Consider the following 18,871-nt stretch of genomic DNA (forward strand, 5'->3'; position numbering starts at 1 on the left):
TCGCTTTCTTAACGGGCTTTGTATCTTATGTTAGGGAGTTGTTGATGAAAGAATGGACACTTGCAGAACGTTACCGTGTTTTAAAAGATAAAAGTGAGCTTGAGCTGCTCTACAACCGTACCAAGCAGTCGCTTTACCGTCAGGCTTACCATGTTCAGCCAATAACAGGGCTTTCCAGTGATCCTAATGGCTTTATCTACCACCAAGGTTTGTGGCACCTTTTTTATCAGTGGTGTCCCTGGGGAGCTGTTCACGGTTTAAAATACTGGTACCATACAGTATCGGCAGACCTTATTCATTGGCAGAATAAAGGGATAGGTCTTGCTCCGGATACACGTTATGATAATAAGGGTGTCCATTCAGGCTCTGGTTTCTCGGAAGGTTCTGATTTTTATCTTTTTTATACAGGCAATCATCGGGATGAAAACTGGATTAGGACGCCTTATACTTGTGCGGCTAAGGTTAACGAAGCCGGAGAAATTAAAAAATTATCTCAGCCGCTTTTTGGTCCCCATCCCGACTATGCGGAGCATCAGCGTGACCCCAAAATTGTTTATCACGAAGCAAAACAGAGTTATTATATTTTATTGGGAGCTCAGTCGAAGGAACTTAAAGGCAAGGTGCTGGTTTATAAATCCAAACATTTGCTTGAAGATTGGCATTTTGCTGGAGAATTGAGAGTTCCGGGCTATGAAGATTTAGGAGGCATGTGGGAATGCCCGTCAATTGCTCATATTGATGGTAAGGATGTCCTAGTGTTTTCACCTCAGTATACTAAACTTCCCGGAAGAAGCAACAACACTAACCATAATATTTATCTCATCGGCCGGATGGATTATGACCGTTTAACCTTCACAGCTGAGGGACCATATCGTTTTTTAGACTATGGCTTTGATTTTTACGCTGCCCAATTTGCTGCTAATGTTCAGGAAATGGACCGTGCTGTTTTAACAGCTTGGATAGGCCTTCCGGATAATCATTATCCGACAGAAAATGAAGATTGGGAAGGAAGCCTCACCTTACCCAGAGAGCTGCGGATCGTTAACGGCCGCTTGCGGCAGCTGCCGTTAGCGCAAATCAAAGAATTGAGGCAGGAAAAGCTGCAAAGTGAACAAGAACTGCCCAGAGTCTGTGAGATTCAGGCTATTAATAAGGGAGCAGATTTCTGCCTGAAGCTTTTTGCACGGTCGGACGGCAGCGGCGGTTTGATTATTTCGTATGATGCTGCCAACAATAGCTGTCTTATTGATCGCAGTCAGATGGCTCAGCGGTTTAACCGTGAATTGGGGGAACAGCTGACTATACCGCTGGACAGTCCTTTAACCAATCTGGCTGTTTTCGTTGACAGAAGTTCTGTCGAACTTTTTATCAATCAAGGCGAAGCCACCTTTACTTCCCACCTTTATCCAGTAGAGGAAGAGCATACTTATACAGTCAGCGGAGAACTGGATGTGGCTATTTGGACTTTAAAAACCGCAGTCAGTGACGAGTTTATTATTTAAAAATCCGCCAAGCTTTCAATACAAGCTTGGCGGATTTTAGTGTTATTATTGCTATCAGCTTTGATGTTTTTTGAAGTCTATCAAATAGACAGCTGCATCAAATGCTTTTACCCGGGAGTAGGGTGATTGGCAGAATATATTCTAATTTAAGGTCGTCATCACCTTGGATTTTTTTGAGAAGCAGTTCTACCATTAATTTTGCGATATCCTTGATGGGCTGTTTGACGGTAGTTAAATAAGGCACATAATTTTCGATGAAGGCTGTTCCGTCGTAACCAATAATTTTTAATTGCTCAGGAATGCTGATTCCGAGTTCTGCTGCAAGTTTCATCACCAGCATAGCCGTAACATCGTCAGAAGTGAAAACACCGTCTGGTTTGGTCCGTTTCATCAAATTTTTAATTTCCATCATTTTACGGACAGGGGAAAAATCGCTGGACAAATTAATGTAGGTTGCATCAGGCAGAACAGAACTGAAACCGATGCGCCGTCTGGCTGTCGGAGAGTCGCTGTCATCATTGCCGGTAATCATAACGATATTTTGGCAGCCTGCTTTTGTCAGCGTTTGAGCAGCTAGAGCACCGCCGGCAAAATTATCTGAGGAAACGACAGGAATGTTGGGAGCCAGATTACGGTCAAAGGCAATAATCGGTGCAGTAACACGGTTATAATCGGAAATTCCTAAATTATGGCTGCCGGAAATAATACCATCCACCTGGTTGGCTTCCAGCATTTCCAGATATTCCTTTTCTTTTTCGGAATTGTGCTCACTGTTACAGATGATAGTCTTATAGCCTGCTTCGAAAAAGTCACGCTCCAAATATTCGATCAATTCAGCATAGAAGATATGGCTGATATTAGGAAAAATCAGGCCGATAAGTTTGGCTGATTTTCCCTGCAGACTGCGGGCTAGGTTGTTTGGGCGGTAACCGAGTTCCTGCATGGCTTGAGTGACTTTTGCGATTGTTTTTTCTGATAAGTAGCCTCTTCTGTTAATAACCCTTGAAACAGTGGTCGGGCTCACGCCGGCCAATTTTGCAACATCAGTTAGTTTTGCGACCATAATCCAATTCATAGTATTTTCCGCTTACCTTACCGCTTTTGGCAAGGATGCCTGTTTGATTGTTGTCAGGGAAAATACGGCCGGAAAATACTTTTTCTCCTTTGTTAATAAAAATTTCAAATACCGATTTATCGATAAAAATACTGGCAGTTATCAGCCCCGGTTCAACAGAGCAGGAACGGCTCTGACCATATTCCAGTGCATACTGTTCCCCAGCTTGGCTTCTGTCAATTGTAACTGTACCGCGCTCACTGTCTACCTTGATGGAAAGACCTCTCCCTTTCTGATCGGCAAAGAGGATAATTTCTGTCTGACTGTGAGCTGCAAAAGTTAATTCCAGCTCATAAACATTGTCGGTAGCAGGCAAATCGACAACATCATGTCCTTCGTCTTTGCGCAGGCTGCTGATTGCTTCGACAGGATACTGGTACAGCTTTCCGTCTTTGATTTTCAGTTCTTTAACAAGTGAGAGAACACCTTGATAATCATACTTATCTGTCGGGTAATCAATATCAGGCAGTCCCAGCCAGCTGACTGTGAGGGCACGTCCGTCAGGAGCATTAAAAGCTTGAGTTGCATAAGCTTCAAAGCCATAGTCCAGATTTTGGATGGCAGACAGATTGTGAAGTTTCCCTGTCTGAGGCTCAAAAGACTGAGCAATCTTATACATATTAGGGTAAATATTATGATAATCTATAACAGCTTTATCAAGGCCTTGCGGACAGTAGAGCAGAACTGGCTGTCCATCGACAAACACAAGGTTAGGACACTCCATCATATAAGCAGTCTGATCGTTGTCAAAATCCAAATCAGCAACAAAACTCCAAGTCTTATAGTCGCGGTTATCAGCCTTATAAAGTTTAATGAAGCCCTTCTCATTTTTATCCTGAGCGCCGATTAAGGCATAATATTCTCCGTCAAAATAGAAAATCTGTGGATCACGGAAATGTGCTGTCACGTCATCAGGCTGAGCAATCAGTGTCTGAGGAACCTTTTCCCAGTTGCCGTCACTGTCAAGAAGCACTCCGTTTTGATAGGTCTGGCGCAGCCAGTTTTCATCACGGACATTGCCGGTATAGAAAATAAAAAGCTTATCACCAAACTGCATAGCCGATCCGGAATACATACCATGGCTGTCTAAAGGAGTAGTAGGGGTTAAAACAGTTCCAGTCTCTTCAAAATGAACCAGATCCTCAGATTCCGTCTGAACCCATGATTTCAGACCATGAGCCGCTCCAAAGGGGAAATATTGATAAAACAGCTGCCATTTGCCCTTGAAAAAAGAAAAACCATTAGGATCATTCAGCAAACCGTAAGGAGGTTCAACATGAAAGTTGGTATGCCAAGGAGAGCGCGCAGCATTTTCCTTGATTTTTTTAACCTCTTCTTCGGTCCATTCAGCATAAGGTTTATATCTTTGCTCGCGTGTTAGCGCCATCTGTGCCTCCGTTTAAATAACTTTATAACTATATAATAGACGTTTTCAGAACAAAAAGCAATTAAATGCGGTAAAAAAACATAATCCGAAGAAATTTCTGTAAAGCGCTTGACATATTAATAAAAAATGTTACAATAAGAATACAATGAAAGTGAAACGCTTTCAAATTGAAAAAATGAGGAGAATTGCTTTATGGATTATAATAAAGTGGCTGGGGAAGTTATCAAGGCCGTAGGGAAAGATAATCTAGTAGCTGCAGCTCACTGTGCTACCCGCCTTCGGCTGGTTCTGAAGGATGATACAAAGGTTAATCAGGAACTTCTTGATAACGATCCTGATGTTAAGGGAACTTTCAAAATTGACGGACAATATCAAGTTATTATTGGTGCCGGAGATGTAAACTTTGTTTACGAAGAACTGATTAAACAAACAGGTCTTTCAGAAGTTTCTACTGATGATTTGAAAAAAATCGTTGCAAGTAATACTAAGTTTAACCCAATTATGGCTTTAATTAAGCTGTTATCGGATATTTTTGTACCAATTATACCTGCCTTGGTTGCAGGCGGTCTGTTGATGGCTTTGAGGAATTTCTTGACATCACCGGATTTGTTTGGACCGCAGTCACTGGAACAGCAGTTTCCGGCAATTCAAGGTTTATCAGAGATGATTCAGCTGATGTCAGCTGCACCATTTATGTTCTTACCTGTACTGGTAGGTATTTCAGCTGCGAAAAGATTTGGTGCTAACCAATTCTTAGGGGCAGCTATCGGTATGATTATGACAACGCCGGATCTTGGCGGCGCTGATAAATTTTGGGATCTTTTTGGATACCATGTAGCCCAAACAAGCTATGTTTATCAGGTTATTCCTGTATTGGCAGCAGTATTTATTTTATCAAAGCTAGAAAAATTCTTCCACAAGCGTCTGCCATCAGCTGTTGACTTTACTTTCACTCCACTTTTGTCAGTAATGATTACTGGGATTTTAACCTTTACTGTTATTGGACCGGTAATGATGGTTGTTTCAGATGCTGTTACAAATGTTATTGTTTGGCTGTACAATACAACAGGATTTATTGGAATGGGTATTTTTGGTGGAACCTATTCGCTAATCGTTATGACAGGTTTGCACCAGTCATTTCCTGCTATTGAAACACAGCTTCTTTCTGCCTTGCAACAAGGAAAAGGAGCAGGGGACTATATATTTGTTGTAGCATCTATGGCTAATGTGGCACAAGGTGCTGCGACTCTTGCAATCTGGTTCCTGACTAAAAATTCTAAAACAAAAGGTTTGGCATCTTCTGCTTCGGTATCAGCTTTCTTGGGGATTACAGAACCGGCTCTGTTTGGTGTTAACTTAAAATACCGCTTCCCATTCTTCTGTGCTTTAGTAGGTTCTGCCATAGGTGCTGCAATTGCAGGTCTGACAAATGTTATAGCAGCTTCTTTAGGTGCTGCTGGATTCATTGGTTTCCTTTCTATTCAGGCTAAATCAATTCCAATGTACGTTGTTGCTGAATTAATTTCTTTCGCTATTGCTTTTGCTCTCACTTATGTTTACGGTAAAACAAGAGCTTCGTCAGTATTTGCCGCGGAAGCAGCTGCAGCGCTTGCTGAAGCAGAAGTTGAACCAACTTCAGATGCAGCACCGGCTGTTGAAGAAAAAGTTGTTGAAGAAGCACCTGTAGCGTTGGCTGATACAACAATCCAAGCACCGCTTTCCGGTGAAGTTGTTGCACTTGAAGATGTTAACGATCCGGTATTTTCAAGTGGTGCTATGGGCCAAGGTTTAGCTGTAAAACCAAGTCAGGATGCTGTTTATGCTCCTGCTGACGCTGAAGTAACCATCGCTTTTGAAACCGGTCATGCTTATGGCCTGAAAACAGAAACTGGTGCTGAAATTTTGATTCACATCGGTATTGATACCGTTTCTATGGACGGTGACGGCTTTGTTAAAAATGTTTCTGCCGGACAGAAAGTTAAGGCCGGCGATAAACTCGGATCCTTTGACTCAAGTAAAATTGCTGCAGCTGGGTTGGATAACACTACTATGGTTATCGTAACTAACTCAGCCGACTTTGCTTCAGTTGAAGGCCTGGCAAGCGGTTCTGTTAAACATGGTGATGATCTGCTTAAAGCGACAAAATAACAAACCGTCTGTGATCTGGTCAAAACAGGACTTTAGATGAAAAACGGCAGTTTTGTCTGCAAAAGGTGGTTTTGCCTTGTTAACACAACAAAACAATAAATGAAAGGCTGGGATCAAAGTCCCAGCCTTTTTTTAGAGACAGCAGGATCCGTTAAAAGAGCAAAGCAAAAATGACGGTAAGCCAGAAATCTACGATTTCGTAGGCGCACCTCTGTCAGGGTGACTAGAAGGGTGCGGTCGGCTGCAAAGACGACAAAGCCTTCAGTCAACTACGGCTGACGGTAAGCCAGAAATCTACGATTTCACAGGCAGCACCCCTGCTAGAGTGACTAGGGAGCGAGACAGAACTCCAGACCATAACGTTCGACGTCTCGCTCTGCAAAGCCTAGCAGACATTTTAAAGCTTTGAAAAAGCGACTAAAATGATGCTAGGTTGCTGCGTCTTGTTAATCATACAAGCAATGATTTGGGAGGCTAGGATTTTTGTCTGCCTTCAGACGGCTACGGCAAGCTAACAGTAAGACAAAATCTCAGATTATAGAGTCCCCTCACTCTCCAATTTCCACGTTTGAGCTGACATCATCTGCTGGGTGATGTTACTTCCCAGCTCTTATGGGGGTGTTTGCTTCCGCCGATATGCAGAGACCATAAAGAAAGTATCTGAAACTTAGCAGCTGGCCTAGAAAAGATAAAGCTTGCAGAACAGCGGTAATGAACCGTCTTTGGGCTGCTTTTCTTTGTTCGACTTTTCAAATCTGTGAAAAACGCTGGAGAATGAAGATATTTCCCTGTCTTTCCTTTAAATCGGCTTAGATTAATGCTATAATATAGATGATTTTAAAAACTATTAATGTTGAGGTTTTACAATGACAAAATTATACGGCAGTGTTGAAGCAGGCGGCACAAAATTTGTCTGCGCAGTAGGCGATGCTGATTTTCAGATTGTTGAAAAGGTGCAGTTTCCGACTACAACTCCCTATGAAACTATTGAAAAGACGGTGTCTTTCTTTAAAAGATTCGAGGAAGACTTAGCCGGTGTGGCTATCGGCTCCTTCGGACCCATTGATATTGATGAAAATTCACAAACTTACGGTTTCATTACGACAACCCCTAAACCGAATTGGGCTGACGTGGATTTAGTGGGACTGATTTCAAAGGATTTCAAGATTCCTTTCTATTTTACGACTGATGTGAACAGTTCTGCTTATGGGGAAGCACTTGTGCGCAAAGGAGTGGACAGTCTAGTTTATTATACAATTGGGACCGGTATCGGCGCTGGTGCTATTCAAAAAGGAGAATTTATCGGCGGTCTCGGCCATACAGAAGCCGGTCACGTTTATATGGCGATGCATCCTAAAGATGTTGCTGATGAGTTTTCAGGAACCTGTCCTTTCCATAAAGGCTGCTTGGAAGGCTTAGCTGCAGGCCCCAGCTTGGAAGCACGTACCGGAATTCGCGGAGAACAGATTGCGCAAAACGCTGATGTTTGGGAGATTCAGGCCTATTATATCGCTCAGGCAGCTGTTCAGGCCACTGTTCTTTATCGGCCTCAGGTCATTGTCTTTGGCGGCGGTGTTATGGCTCAAGAGCATATGATAAAGCGAGTGCGCAGTAAGTTTACAGCCCTTCTAAACGGCTATCTGCCGGTACCAGATGTTGAGAGCTATATTGTAACACCTGCTGTTGCTGAGAATGGCTCTGCAACACTTGGAAATTTTGCGCTTGCTAAGAAAGTTGCTGAGCGTTAAGTTAAGGAGCCGCCTTCAGAGAGGATTTGGGATTCCTTTCTGACTGATATCGCTTTTACAAATTTTGCCAATAGGCAGGAGCAGGAACAAAGATAAGACGGATTATCTTTCGTTTCTCTGCTCTTTTTTACTGTAATCACACTGCAAAGGGGGAATTATGAATTTTAAAGAACGCATTTCAATTCAGTTTACTAATTTAACGAAAACGGATAAGAAAATTTCGAATATTCTTTTAAAACATCCAGACTATTTAATTGACAACAGTGCTCAGGAAGCAGCTGAAATTATTGGAACATCACCGGCAGCTCTGGTCAGACTGGCTAAGAAAATGGGCTATAAGGGGCTGGCAGATTTTAAAATATCACTGGAAGATTATGCTGGACAGGAACCGAGCAGAGAAGACTACTTAGAAAAACCGTTAATAACTAAAGTCATTGACAATTACCGAGACAATTTGCATTTATTAGAGCAGCAGCTTGATGAAGGTCAGTTAGACCGGATTTCAGATATATTGGCTAAAGCCCAGCATATTAAAATTTTAGGTATCGGCAGTTCTGGTTTGGCAGCAGAACAAATGGTTTATTTTTTGCTCTATCAGGATAAATACACTGAAAGTGTCACCAGCAAAACAAAAATGTATTATCTATCCCGCAGTCTGACAAAGGAGGATGTTTTGCTGATTTATTCTGTATCGGCCAATAAAGATTATGATGAATTGCTTGCTGCTGCTAAAAAGGCAGGAGCTCAGCTCATTATGGTAACAATGAATAGTCAGGATAAAATAAGAGAAATTGCTGCGGAATTTGTTTTGCTGCCATCGAATTTGACCAACTTAGGCAGTGCTTCCGGAGAAATTTATCAGTTAGATAATCGTTCTTTGTTTTCAGTATTTTCAGAAATATTAGCTGCCTATATCCACAAAAAAGTGAAATAAATTTTATTTTTTAAAAGTATATTGAAATTTATTTTATTCGTGATATAATAGTTTCAGAAATGTTATTTCTGCTTTTCCAATAAAAATACTGTATGAAAGTTCGCAAAAGCGAAGCAGTCTTAAGGAAAGCTAAGCTCTTTGCAAAAAGCATGCACACCCAAGTGTTTCTTTAAATATTAATCGGGCTTAGCCGTCCTAGAAAGGGTGCGCCTGCGAAATCGAGGATTTCGGACTTACCGTCAGCCGTAGCTGACTGAAGGTTTTGTCGTCTTAGCAGCCGACCGCCCCCTTCTAGTCATTCTGGCAGAGGTGCTGCCTGTGAAATCATAGATTTCTGGCTTACCGTCTTTTCATACGGATTTTTAAACGGGCTTTGTATCTTGTTGGAACTGAACACGCCCTAAACGCTGTGTAAAAAAGATAGCCCTCCCTTGAGTCTTTAGTGACTCGGCGGTCAGGCTCCTATTTTTACTTTGCGTTCTTAACGGGCTTTGTATCTTTTTAAAGGAGGATATCATGAATAAATTTATGGATATGCTGAGTCAGAAAATTTTGCCGCTGGCTACAGCTTTGGGGAACAATAAGTATCTTTTGGTCTTGCGTGATGCTTTCATGCTGTCATTTCCCTTGACGATGTTTGGTTCACTGATTGTGGTGTTTAATAATCTGCCTTTTTGGCCGGATAATTTAAAAGCACAGTTTGCAGATCTTTTTGGCAATGGTCAGAGTGCGACTATGTCAATCATGACTGTTTTTGTGTCGCTGGGAATTGGTTATTATATGGCTAAAGCCGAAGAGCTTGAGGAAGGGCTCTTTGGAGCTGTTGTTTCTCTAGCCTCCTTTCTTATTTTAACCCCCTTTTTCTTTGATGTGCTGAATGATGACGGAGAAACTGTGGCTACAGCGACCGGCGCCTTAAGTCTGGATAGGCTGGGTGCTAAAGGGATGTTTTTAGGAATCTTGACATCTTTTTTAGCAGCTAAACTGTTTGTCTATTTAACTAAAAAAGGTTTTACGATAAAAATGCCTGACAGTGTTCCGCCGGCAGTAGCTAAATCTTTTTCTGCTTTGATTCCTGCTATTGGGACTTTGATGCTCTTCTTGATCCTTAACGCTGTAATGACAGCTGTTTTTAAGACAAACCTGCACGATGTTATTTACGATATGATCCAAAAACCGCTGACCGGTTTAGGCACCAGCTTGCCGGCAACTGTTATCGCTGTCTTTTTTGTACAGTTTCTCTGGTTTTTTGGCCTGCATGGACAAGTTATTATCAACTCGGTCTTTGAACCTTTTTGGCAGGCTAATATGCTGGATAATGCCCGCTTGACTCAGCAGGGAGCAGAGCTGCTGTCTCAGCAGGGGCATATCGTTACTAAATCCTTTATGGATACCTTTACTGTAGGCCTGGGCGGATCTGGTTCGACCCTGATTGTTGTTATCATGATGGCTTTTATTATGAAACAAAAACAATATCGGGAAGTTGGCCGTTTCGCTTTAGGTCCTGGAATTTTTAATGTCAACGAGCCTGTTATTTTTGGCCTGCCGATGGTGATGAATGCCAGCATATTTATTCCCTGGCTCTTAGCGCCGATTGTATCCGTTGTTGTTGCTTATCTCGGTTTTGCAAGCGGTTTGGTGCCTTTGACGACAGGAGCTCAGGTGCCGTGGACAATGCCAATTTTTATTTCCGGCTTTTTGGCGACTAACTCAATTATGGGTTCTTTGCTGCAGCTGGTTCAGGTCGCTGTGATTGCCGCAATTTGGTTTCCTTTCCTGAAAATGATTGACCGCAGCCAGACTTTGTCATCATTTTAATGGGCATAAAGCTGGCCGCAGCCGGAGTTCATTCCGGCTTTTCTTGATAAGGGAGATGGGCTTAGTCTTTTGTGAAAAGGAAGTGTTGGGACTCAAGCAAAAGTGGGAACCAATTGTTTTTTCAGGCCTGCAGAGCTTGATTGGGCTGGCTTCTGCCTCATCTACAGCGGAGCAGCAGGTCCACTGTGTGCCCTTATCAAAGAGGTGTTTTGCAAGAATTTGGCTCACTTTTATCCCAAAGCTGGTCATTTATGAAAAGCTTGGCTGCCTTTGTGGTTTGAAACAGGAGGAGAAAGAGGTATGGAAACATTACAATTTCCCGAAAATTTTTGGTGGGGAGCAGCTACCAGCGGCCCACAGTCGGAGGGAAACTTTAAAAAACAGCACCAAAATGTCATGGATTATTGGTATGCACAAGCACCTGAAGATTTTTACAATCAGGTGGGCCCGGACACAGCCTCGGATTTTTATCATGATTTTCAGACGGATATCCAGCTGATGAAAGTCTGCGGTTTAAATACTGTGAGAACATCTATTCAGTGGTCGCGTTTAATTGATGATTTTGAAAAAAATACAGTTAATACTGAAGCTGCAGCTTTTTACAGTGCAGTAATTGATGCTTTTTTGGCAAATGGCATTGAGCCTTTTATAACCCTGCATCATTTTGACCTGCCGGCGGAGCTTCTTCACAAATACGGCGGCTGGGAAAGCAAACACGTCGTTGATTTATTTGCTGGTTTCGCAGAAAGATGTTTTGCTTTGTTTGGAGACCGTGTTAAATACTGGTTTACTCACAATGAGCCGCTGGTTGTTGTTGAAGGCGGTTATTTGGATCAGTTTCATTATCCCAAGAAAGTAAATGGGAGAGCCGCTGTTCAAGTGGCTTATAATCTGCAGCTGGCCAGCAGCAAGGCTATCGCCAAATATCGGCAGTTAAAGCAGGACGGACAAATCGGGATTATCTTAAATCTGACTCCTGCCTATCCTGCAAGTCAGGCAAAAGCAGATATTGAAGCCAGTGAGAAGGCAGATTTATGGTATAACCGCCTGTTTATGGATGCCAGCAGCAAGGGAGAGTTTCCGCCTGCCTTAGTCGAACTGTTAGAACAGGAAGGGGTCCTGTGGCAGGCTGCTAAGGATGAACTCACCTTAATCCGGGAAAATACAATTGATTTATTGGGAGTGAATTTTTACCACCCTAACCGTGTTCAAAGGCCGAAATTTTCCCCAAAAAGTTTGGTAGTGGATTTTCGGCCGGATAAATACTGGCAGGCTTATGATATGCCCATGGCTCGGATGAATGTGGATAAGGGATGGGAAATTTATCCCAGAGCCGTTTATGACATTGCTAAGGATATTCAGGAGAATTACGGCAATCTGCTTTGGTATATCAGTGAAAACGGTATGGGTGTATCGCAGGAAGAGCGCTATCTGAATGCGGACGGTGTTATTGAAGACGATTACCGCATTCAGTTTATCAAAGAACATCTTTATTGGCTGCACAAGGGTATGCGTGAAGGAAGCAATTGTCTGGGTTATCATCTTTGGACACCGATTGACTGCTGGAGCTGGTCTAATGCTTACCGTAACCGCTACGGCTTGATTGCCAATAATATCCACACACAGACAAAAACAGTGAAAAAATCAGGCCGCTGGTTTAAAAAAGTTGCAGCGAGCGGCCGGCTTGAATTAGAAAATGATATAATAGAATAAAATAAAGCAAAAGGAGCTGGTCCAATGGCAGAACCATTGTTTTTAGAATCTGTTATGCATGATAAAATCTGGGGCGGGACTAGACTCAGAGACGAGTTCGGCTACAGTATTCCGACAGAGACAACTGGAGAATACTGGGCAATTTCTGCCCATCCTAACGGTGTATCCACGATTAAGAACGGCCAATTCAGCGGCCAAAAGCTGGATGATCTTTACCGGGACAGACCGGATTTATTTGGCTATCCTAAAGAAAAAGTCTTTCCGCTGCTGACAAAGATTTTAGATGCTAATAATTGGCTCAGTGTTCAGGTGCATCCGGATGATACCTATGCTTTGGCACATGAAGGAGAACTGGGAAAGACAGAGTGCTGGTATGTTATCGCGGCAGAACCGGATGCAGAAATTATCTATGGCCATCATGCGCAGTCAAAGGCAGAGCTGGCAGAGATGATTGACGAAGGGTGCTGGGACGATCTGTTGACCAGAATTCCTGTCAAAGCCGGTGATTTTTTCTATGTTCCCAGCGGAACGATGCATGCTATCGGCGGCGGCATCATGATACTGGAAACACAGCAGTCAAGTGATACGACCTACCGAGTTTATGACTTTGACCGCACAGATGCCGGCGGCCGGAAGCGTGAGCTCCATATTGCGCAGTCACTGGATGTTTTGACAATAGGTGAACCCGCTAATTCAACACCGGCCGGTCTGCAGATTGATGATTTACTGACAACAGTTTTGGTCGCTAACCCTTTCTTTACGGTCTATCATTGGCAGCTTTCAGGCAAAGCTGCGATGAAGCGGCCGGGCCCTTACCTGCTTGTCAGTGTCTTGCAGGGACAGGGCAAACTCATTTTAGACGAACAAGAAAGCTATCAGCTGCAGAAAGGGGATCATCTGATACTGCCGCATGATACTGAAAACTGGATTATTGAAGGAGAACTGGACATTATTGCCAGCCACCCCCACTCCAGCTAAACTGCGTTAGTAGGAAGCGGGGCACATCTCAAAACCATGAGGCTTTACCCGCTCTTTAATTTCTAGGCGAAACTGAAAACTTATAAGGCCTTCCAATAAGGTAAACGGCTCTGGGACAAAAAGTCCCAGAGCCGTTTATCGTTTAAGAGACCGTCAAATATACTTTTTAACAGGCAGTTTCCTCTCTTTCAAAATCTGACTGTGACAGTTAAAAGTCGGTCTTTTTTATTTCACTGCCTGGGAATAGGACAAATGCGAAAGAATTCCTGCAGCAGACAGCCCTTCCCTTTGTTTTTCAAACAGTCTATGCTATACTAACAAACATTAAAATGAATAAAAGATAAGGAGCGGGATATGGCTAAAAAGAAAGGTTTAAGCAGACCGGCTAAGGTATTCTGGGGACTGCTGGCTGCGGTTCTCATCGCCATCACAGGAATTTGGGGGTATAATCGTTATATGGAACAAAAGAAGATTGATAATTTATATAAGCATGGTTTTAAACTTTTAGAGGAACAAACAGCGCTCTATATAAAAGAAAATTATTCTGGTATCAGTAAAATTGAATTTTCTCCTATTTTCATTGATGGAGATGGAAAATTTACGATGTTAACAGCTAATGTTGTCCCTGTTGTATATGATGAAGAGGGGAACAAAGGGTATTTAGGCAAAAAAATGGATAATGTTATACCTGCCGGTTATGGTTTACTAGATGGTATCTCTGCTTTAGAATTTGATTTATGGGGAAACGATGTTGTTTATTTGTCTGATTCCGCTTCAGGGAAAGAAATTGATGTTTCAAAATATGATCGCCTGCCAGATAAGGCAAAGTTAACATCTGCTCCAAGTATTGATGAAAATATGGAGTTGCTGGTTCAAGGCGGACAGCTAAAAAATATTATAAAGTCTTCAGATGGCAGTCCTAACGTAAAAATTCAATATAATACAACTGTTAAGAAAGGAGATTATACCAAATGGCGTTAACCGATGCAGAAGTCCAAAAAATACAAATTAAAGTAAAAGACAATGTGGATAAGCAAGAAGGAGACATTATTAATATTGGTACTAAATCAAACCCTGAGTATTACCAAGTGGTCAACGGCGTAGATGAGACGACCCAGGCTCTGGCCGTTGTTCCGGTGGACAATATCAAGGGCGATAATCCAGACTACAGCCAAACCGCTATCGTTGTGGCAGGGACCTAAAAATGATGGCAAATGTCACTTGTCTTTTCAGTATTACTATGCTATACTAACAACAATTAAAACGAATTAATAAACTTGTCTACAGAAAACAAGGAGCAAGGCTATGGCTAAAAGAAAAGGTTTAAGCAGATCGGCTAAGATTTTCTGGGGACTGCTGGCTGCGGTTCTCATCGCCATCACAGGAATTTGGGGGTATAATCGTTATATGGAAAAGAAAAAAGTTGAACAGCTTTACCGATACGGTTTTCGGCTGCTGGAGGAACAAATTGCCACATACATCAAAGAAAATTATTCTGGTATCAGTAAAATCGAATTCTCACCTATCTTTGTAGATGGCGACGGTCGCTTTACGATAATGACAGTTGACGTTGTCCCAGTAGTTTATGACAATTATGGAAATAGAAGTTTGTTGGGGACTAAGATTGGAAATACTAGTTATGGAGGATATGGAGTAAATGGTGGGCTCACTCTTGATTTTGATATTAGCGGCAATGAAATAATTTATTTAGAAGATTTTGACAATAATAAGGAAATAGAAGTTTCTAATGATACCCACTTGCCTGATAAAGCAAAGCTTCTTTCTAGCAAGAAAATTGATGATAATATGGATGCCTTAATTGAGGATAAGCAGTTAAAGGATGTCACAAAATCTGCTGAGGGTAGCCCTGAAGCTGAAATTGTTTATAATTTAAAAATTAAAGAGGGAGAATATTGGAAATGGCGCTAACTGATGAAGAAATTAGGGATCTTCAAGAAATTATAAAAAAAGAATCCAGTACTAAAGAAGGAGAAATTATAACTGATAAAAAAGGAAGACCTTACCAAATAGTCAACGACGTAGATGAGACGACCCAGGCTCTGGCCGTTGTTCCGGTGGACAATATCAAGGGCGATAATCCAGACTACAGCCAAACGGCTATCGTGGTGGCAGGCACCCAGCCTGGTTTCACTGAATCCACTAAAAATGCGATTGAAGCTAGAGGCAAGATGACCCCACAGGTAGATGACATCTCCGATTTTTATGACAGCACGGCTGCCAAACTGGAAAAAGCCCATGGCGGCGGGACCATTTCCAATATGTCCGGCTTCAGCCAGTCCGGCCCGGCGGTCGCCAAGGTAGCTGCCCAACATCAGGTGCCTAAAATCACCAACTTCATGGACTGGGGTGCCAGTAGTTCCCTCTACTCCAAGGATAATCCTAAGGGCATTACCGCTGAGGAGAAGACTTGGCTGGATAAACATGCGACCATCTATATGGACTCGACCAGAGATGTGACCTATCTGGACGGGAAAAGCCATGGGGATATTCCTTATGGCAAGAAATATATTGTTGAAAGAAGGCAATTTTTTATCAGTTAAACAGTTTGCCTTTTTATTTATCCTATGCTATACTAACAACAATTAAAACGAATTGATAAACTTGTCTACAGAAAACAAGGAGCAGTCTATGGCTAAAAGGAAAGGTTTAAGCAGGCCGGCTAGGATTTTCTGGGGACTGCTGGCTGCGGTTCTCATCGCCATCACAGGAATTTGGGGGTACAATCGTTATATGGAAAAAGAAAAAGTGAATCAGCTTTATAAACATGGTTTTAGACTTTATGAAGAACAAATCGCCACTTATATTAAAGAAAATTATTCTGGTATCAGTAAAATCGAGTTTTCACCTATCTTTGTAGACGGCGACGGGCGTTTTACGATGCGAACAGTGAATGTTGTGCCTGTGGTTTATGATGAGGAAGGAAATAAGGCATACCTCGGTAGGAAGGTTGGAAATGGGAATGATGGTTTCTCAGATTTTGGGATAGCAGATGGCTTAATCGTAGATTTTGATGGCTTTGGGGAAGAAGTTATTGAGTTAGAAGACTTTGAGACGGATAAAGTCTATGATGTATCTGGCTATGAGACACTTCCCGATTTTGCCAAGTTGAAAAAAAATTCTATATTGGATGAGAACATAATGGCTTTAATAGATAGTCACCAATTAGAAACCGTTGAAAAATCATCAGAAGGAAGCCCTGATAGTGAAATTGTTTATAACCTAGAAATAAGGGAAGGAGACTACACCCAATGGCATTGACAGACCTTCAGATACAAGCTGTACAATCAAAAGTTAAAACTTGGAATTTATTAGAAATTGGGACTCAAAAATCAGTCAAAGGGCAAAAATACGAAATTGTCAATACCCAAGACGGCACGACAGAAGCCATCGCTGTAGCTCCAGTTGTTGATGGTAAGACAGACTACAGCCAAACAGCAATCGTAGTGGCCGGCACCCAGCTGATTGGCAAAGAAGGTTTTGGAGAGGATGCCTGGAATTCCACTAAAAATGTGATTGAAGCTAGAAGCGGGCTAACCTCGCAGGTAGATGACATCTCCGATTTTTATGACAGCACGGCTGCCAAACTGGAAAAAGACCATGGTGGCGGGACCATTTCCAACATGTCCGGCTTCAGCCAGTCCGGCCCGGCGGTTGCCAAAGTGGCCGCAGCGCATCAGGTGTCTAAAATCACCAACTTCATGGACTGGGGTGCCAGCAGTTCCCTCTATTCCAAGGCTAATCCTAAGGGCATTACCGCTGAGGAGAAGACTTGGCTGGACAAACATGCGACCATCTATATGGACTCGACCAGAGATGTGACCTATCTGGACGGGAAAAGCCACGGGGATATTCCTTATGGCAAGAAATATATTATTGAAGGCACCGGCGATTGGATTTCCGACCACGATACCGCTTTTCCGCGTATCAAAGGGAATGGTCTTGACATAGACTGGTATGTTAAGCACGGCCAGTTCACCTCCGGCATGACCAGAGAACAGGTGATTAAGGTAGCCAGAATGAAAGCCAAGAAGGCTAAGGGGCTGGATATCAAAGATCCTGATACTTGGTTTGACAGTACGGATTATCGCACTTATCTGCTGGAATATGTCAAGACATACGGTGACTTTGCGGTTGAACCGACCAAGGCCGAGCTTCTGAGCTCTTACAAGAAGACGGTTAAGGAGTTGAGAAGCCAGCTGAAAACAGCGACAGGGTCGAAGAGAATCAGTCTGCGTGAGGAGCTTCTGCGGGCGGTTGCTCAGAAGGCGAGACTGCATGCAGAAGTTAAGACAGAGGCTGTCCTGCAAAAGCTGGAGGAGAAAAAAGCCAGCTTTCAGGCCGATATCGAGGCGACCCGTCAGGCTATGTATGCCGTGGCAGAAGAGCTGTCGGAGAGTGAAGTGACCGACCTGCTGAGCCCTTATACCATGGAGAACTTATGGGACAGTCAGGCAGAGGAACAGAACAGAGCCGAGCTTGACGCCTATAAGAACAGGATGATGGCTTTTGCGGACAAGCTGGATGCGGCGGCAGATAACTTAATAGCGGCCGATCAGGAAGGGGCCGCTTTGTTTTCAGCCGGCAGCCAGTAAAGCAGGCAGAGGTTTAGCAGACTTTGCACACAAAGGGATTCATGGATAAAAAGGAATGTTATGAAAGTGACAGATGATTTAGATGCACTCGCCCAAGCGGCTAAGGAGACCAAGAAGGCGCAGGAGCGCTTGGTCATTCAGGGAGCGTTAGCGGCAAAAAGCAGGGCTTGGTCGGGAGAACAAGAGGAGCTGCAGACTTGGTTAGAAGGCCAGGCTGAGGAGCTTCAGTCGTTTGCGCAGGGATCGCTAGCCGGAGAGCTGGCGGATTGTTTTACGGGTCAGGCAGCCGACAGTGTGGCGGCTTATTTGGCCGAATGGCCGCAGGCAGACTTTAGCAGTCCGATACGGGCTTAGAAGAGGAGAAAGAGTTGATGGATAAAGAAGAACAATTGACCCAGGAGCATTTGGGGCGGGTCAAAGCCATAGACGAAGCGGCATGGGGCTGCTGGGACCTGCAGCAGGAGGCATCTAAGCGGACAGAGGCTTTGAGCAACTGGCTGCTCGAGCAGTGCCGTGAGCTTCCTGAGGCTATGCCAAACCATACGATATGGGCATTGGAAGATGAGCGGGATAAGCTGCTGGCCAAGATTCGTCAGAAAGAAAATGAGTTGGAGGAGGCTAGGTCAGAGGAGACCAAGAGCTACAATCAGGCGGTAGAGGAGCTGCAGGAGCAGCAGAAGCAGGAGCGCCAGCAGGAGGAGTCTTTAAGTATGCTCAAGCGTCGCTTGGAACTCAGCATTGCTCATGTGAGTTTTCTGGGCCTTCAATCCGACAAGAGCAAGGGGCGTTTCCGGTGTAAGGAGTGCCGTTATGAGTGGGAGGCGGCTCTTGACTCTGTCACGGGGCGAAAGTCCTGCCAGCAATGCGGCGTTTCCTTTGAGAAATAAGAACAGAAGAAGAGCAGTTCCGGCTGCTT

The 18,871-nt window shown here is 43.3% G+C and carries 17 protein-coding genes; 15 read left to right on the forward strand and 2 right to left on the reverse strand.

Going from position 1 to position 18,871, the window contains the following annotated elements; all coding sequences use genetic code 11:
- Positions 1 to 44: 44 nt before the first annotated feature.
- Positions 45 to 1,502 (forward strand): sucrose-6-phosphate hydrolase, encoded by a 1,458-nt coding sequence (locus DDV21_RS02395; protein ID WP_116877412.1) that lies wholly within the window; start codon positions 45 to 47, stop codon positions 1,500 to 1,502.
- Between the two features lie 97 nt (positions 1,503 to 1,599).
- On the opposite strand, the gene DDV21_RS02400 is transcribed toward DDV21_RS02395, so the two are convergent.
- Both DDV21_RS02400 and DDV21_RS02405 read right to left on the reverse strand, forming a co-directional pair.
- Positions 1,600 to 2,565 carry a LacI family DNA-binding transcriptional regulator gene (locus DDV21_RS02400; RefSeq protein ID WP_116877518.1) on the reverse strand — a complete coding sequence of 322 codons (966 nt, stop codon included), beginning with the start codon at positions 2,563 to 2,565 and terminating at the stop codon, positions 1,600 to 1,602.
- Positions 2,546 to 4,003: a sucrose-6-phosphate hydrolase gene (locus DDV21_RS02405; RefSeq protein ID WP_116877411.1), complete on the reverse strand. Its 1,458-nt coding sequence runs from the start codon at positions 4,001 to 4,003 to the stop codon at positions 2,546 to 2,548. Before DDV21_RS02405 ends, DDV21_RS02400 begins: the two co-directional genes overlap by 20 nt.
- A 192-nt stretch (positions 4,004 to 4,195) precedes the next feature.
- On the opposite strand from DDV21_RS02405, the gene DDV21_RS02410 reads away from it, so the two are divergent.
- From DDV21_RS02410 to DDV21_RS02475, 14 genes are all read left to right on the forward strand, one after another.
- Positions 4,196 to 6,151, forward strand: coding sequence for a sucrose-specific PTS transporter subunit IIBC (locus DDV21_RS02410; protein WP_116877410.1), 1,956 nt, complete (start codon positions 4,196 to 4,198; stop codon positions 6,149 to 6,151).
- A gap of 866 nt (positions 6,152 to 7,017) precedes the next feature.
- On the forward strand, positions 7,018 to 7,899 hold the full coding sequence (scrK, locus tag DDV21_RS02415; protein ID WP_116877409.1) for a fructokinase ScrK: 882 nt from the start codon (positions 7,018 to 7,020) through the stop codon (positions 7,897 to 7,899).
- A 157-nt stretch (positions 7,900 to 8,056) separates the two neighbouring features.
- Positions 8,057 to 8,833 (forward strand): MurR/RpiR family transcriptional regulator, encoded by a 777-nt coding sequence (locus DDV21_RS02420; protein WP_116877408.1) that lies wholly within the window; start codon positions 8,057 to 8,059, stop codon positions 8,831 to 8,833.
- 516 nt (positions 8,834 to 9,349) lie between these two features.
- Positions 9,350 to 10,651, forward strand: a complete 1,302-nt coding sequence (celB, locus tag DDV21_RS02425) for a PTS cellobiose transporter subunit IIC (RefSeq protein ID WP_116879112.1) — start codon at positions 9,350 to 9,352, stop codon at positions 10,649 to 10,651.
- A gap of 300 nt (positions 10,652 to 10,951) precedes the next feature.
- On the forward strand, positions 10,952 to 12,364 hold the full coding sequence (locus DDV21_RS02430) for a glycoside hydrolase family 1 protein (RefSeq protein ID WP_116879113.1): 1,413 nt from the start codon (positions 10,952 to 10,954) through the stop codon (positions 12,362 to 12,364).
- A gap of 24 nt (positions 12,365 to 12,388) precedes the next feature.
- The gene (gene manA / locus DDV21_RS02435; protein WP_116879114.1) at positions 12,389 to 13,342 is read left to right on the forward strand and encodes a mannose-6-phosphate isomerase, class I; all 954 of its coding nucleotides are present in this window, start codon (positions 12,389 to 12,391) and stop codon (positions 13,340 to 13,342) included.
- A gap of 354 nt (positions 13,343 to 13,696) precedes the next feature.
- Positions 13,697 to 14,323, forward strand: coding sequence for a hypothetical protein (locus DDV21_RS02440; RefSeq protein ID WP_116879115.1), 627 nt, complete (start codon positions 13,697 to 13,699; stop codon positions 14,321 to 14,323).
- On the forward strand, positions 14,314 to 14,544 hold the full coding sequence (locus tag DDV21_RS02445) for a hypothetical protein (RefSeq protein WP_116879116.1): 231 nt from the start codon (positions 14,314 to 14,316) through the stop codon (positions 14,542 to 14,544). Before DDV21_RS02440 ends, DDV21_RS02445 begins: the two co-directional genes overlap by 10 nt.
- 103 nt (positions 14,545 to 14,647) lie before the next feature.
- Positions 14,648 to 15,271 carry a hypothetical protein gene (locus DDV21_RS02450; protein ID WP_116879117.1) on the forward strand — a complete coding sequence of 208 codons (624 nt, stop codon included), beginning with the start codon at positions 14,648 to 14,650 and terminating at the stop codon, positions 15,269 to 15,271.
- On the forward strand, positions 15,262 to 15,903 hold the full coding sequence (locus tag DDV21_RS02455) for a hypothetical protein (RefSeq protein WP_117287759.1): 642 nt from the start codon (positions 15,262 to 15,264) through the stop codon (positions 15,901 to 15,903). The genes DDV21_RS02450 and DDV21_RS02455 overlap by 10 nt, the downstream gene beginning before the upstream one ends.
- Before the next feature lie 88 nt (positions 15,904 to 15,991).
- Positions 15,992 to 16,621 carry a hypothetical protein gene (locus DDV21_RS02460; protein WP_241964692.1) on the forward strand — a complete coding sequence of 210 codons (630 nt, stop codon included), beginning with the start codon at positions 15,992 to 15,994 and terminating at the stop codon, positions 16,619 to 16,621.
- Complete coding sequence (locus DDV21_RS02465; protein ID WP_117287760.1) at positions 16,612 to 17,955, forward strand: hypothetical protein; 1,344 nt, start codon at positions 16,612 to 16,614, stop codon at positions 17,953 to 17,955. Before DDV21_RS02460 ends, DDV21_RS02465 begins: the two co-directional genes overlap by 10 nt.
- A gap of 60 nt (positions 17,956 to 18,015) precedes the next feature.
- A complete protein-coding gene (locus DDV21_RS02470) occupies positions 18,016 to 18,309 on the forward strand; it encodes a hypothetical protein (RefSeq protein ID WP_116879199.1) in 294 nt (97 codons plus the stop codon).
- 17 nt (positions 18,310 to 18,326) lie between these two features.
- Positions 18,327 to 18,842 (forward strand): hypothetical protein, encoded by a 516-nt coding sequence (locus DDV21_RS02475; RefSeq protein ID WP_117287761.1) that lies wholly within the window; start codon positions 18,327 to 18,329, stop codon positions 18,840 to 18,842.
- Positions 18,843 to 18,871: the final 29 nt, after the last annotated feature.

The sequence above is a fragment of the Streptococcus chenjunshii genome (genome assembly GCF_003086355.1).
Lineage (GTDB): Bacteria > Bacillota > Bacilli > Lactobacillales > Streptococcaceae > Streptococcus > Streptococcus chenjunshii.

Excerpts from the sequence above, each read along its gene's own strand:
- DDV21_RS02430 (WP_116879113.1), top strand. The coding sequence starts at position 10,952 with ATGGAAACATTACAATTTCCCGAAAATTTTTGGTGGGGAGCAGCTACC.
- DDV21_RS02465 (WP_117287760.1), top strand. The coding sequence starts at position 16,612 with ATGGCATTGACAGACCTTCAGATACAAGCTGTACAATCAAAAGTTAAA.
- DDV21_RS02455 (WP_117287759.1), top strand. The coding sequence starts at position 15,262 with ATGGCGCTAACTGATGAAGAAATTAGGGATCTTCAAGAAATTATAAAA.
- DDV21_RS02395 (WP_116877412.1), top strand. The coding sequence starts at position 45 with ATGAAAGAATGGACACTTGCAGAACGTTACCGTGTTTTAAAAGATAAA.
- DDV21_RS02400 (WP_116877518.1), bottom strand. The coding sequence starts at position 2,565 with ATGGTCGCAAAACTAACTGATGTTGCAAAATTGGCCGGCGTGAGCCCG.
- DDV21_RS02470 (WP_116879199.1), top strand. The coding sequence starts at position 18,016 with ATGAAAGTGACAGATGATTTAGATGCACTCGCCCAAGCGGCTAAGGAG.
- DDV21_RS02410 (WP_116877410.1), top strand. The coding sequence starts at position 4,196 with ATGGATTATAATAAAGTGGCTGGGGAAGTTATCAAGGCCGTAGGGAAA.
- DDV21_RS02460 (WP_241964692.1), top strand. The coding sequence starts at position 15,992 with ATGGCTAAAAGGAAAGGTTTAAGCAGGCCGGCTAGGATTTTCTGGGGA.
- DDV21_RS02440 (WP_116879115.1), top strand. The coding sequence starts at position 13,697 with ATGGCTAAAAAGAAAGGTTTAAGCAGACCGGCTAAGGTATTCTGGGGA.
- scrK (WP_116877409.1), top strand. The coding sequence starts at position 7,018 with ATGACAAAATTATACGGCAGTGTTGAAGCAGGCGGCACAAAATTTGTC.
- DDV21_RS02420 (WP_116877408.1), top strand. The coding sequence starts at position 8,057 with ATGAATTTTAAAGAACGCATTTCAATTCAGTTTACTAATTTAACGAAA.
- manA (WP_116879114.1), top strand. The coding sequence starts at position 12,389 with ATGGCAGAACCATTGTTTTTAGAATCTGTTATGCATGATAAAATCTGG.
- DDV21_RS02450 (WP_116879117.1), top strand. The coding sequence starts at position 14,648 with ATGGCTAAAAGAAAAGGTTTAAGCAGATCGGCTAAGATTTTCTGGGGA.
- DDV21_RS02475 (WP_117287761.1), top strand. The coding sequence starts at position 18,327 with ATGGATAAAGAAGAACAATTGACCCAGGAGCATTTGGGGCGGGTCAAA.
- DDV21_RS02445 (WP_116879116.1), top strand. The coding sequence starts at position 14,314 with ATGGCGTTAACCGATGCAGAAGTCCAAAAAATACAAATTAAAGTAAAA.
- celB (WP_116879112.1), top strand. The coding sequence starts at position 9,350 with ATGAATAAATTTATGGATATGCTGAGTCAGAAAATTTTGCCGCTGGCT.
- DDV21_RS02405 (WP_116877411.1), bottom strand. The coding sequence starts at position 4,003 with ATGGCGCTAACACGCGAGCAAAGATATAAACCTTATGCTGAATGGACC.